Here is a 406-nt window from a genome sequence, read left to right as displayed (position 1 = left end):
AACTGATGACTCTCTGGTGGGGTATTCCCGCTAACGCCGGCAGTGAGGACAGGACGGTGGACCAGCACGTGGCAATCGTCCAGGCAATCAGCGGCCGGGACGGTGATGCAGCAGCCAGCGCCGCCGAACTACACAGCCGCAGCGACATGGAATTTTTGATTGAGCAGCATCTGCGGTTATCAATGCAGCCAGACGAAGGAGCCTGACGTGGAATCCGTTCCGGAAACCCTTGAGCGGACCGCGAAGGCGCTATCCACCAGTATCAACGCCGTTTTCACTGACCTGGAAAAGATCGGTAGTGCCGTCTCGGCGGCTGCTGGCGCCGCGGAGGGAACTCCCCGCCGCAGTAACTTCCTGTTCCTGAAGCAGGAACTCGCCAGCTTCATCGGGCTGCATTCCCGCCTCA

The 406-nt window shown here is 60.3% G+C and carries 2 protein-coding genes; both read left to right on the top strand.

Going from position 1 to position 406, the window contains the following annotated elements:
- Nucleotides 1–206, top strand: a 206-nt coding sequence (locus AC5RWX_RS34395) for an FCD domain-containing protein (RefSeq protein ID WP_494100594.1), incomplete at its 5' end; no start/stop codon positions are given.
- Nucleotide 207: 1 nt separating this feature from the next.
- The coding region (locus AC5RWX_RS34390; RefSeq protein ID WP_494100593.1) for a hypothetical protein at nt 208–406 on the top strand (199 nt) is incomplete at its 3' end.

The sequence above is a fragment of the Arthrobacter sp. SPT-J7 genome, from assembly GCF_059089965.1.
This window is presented reverse-complemented; position numbering and strand designations above follow the sequence as displayed.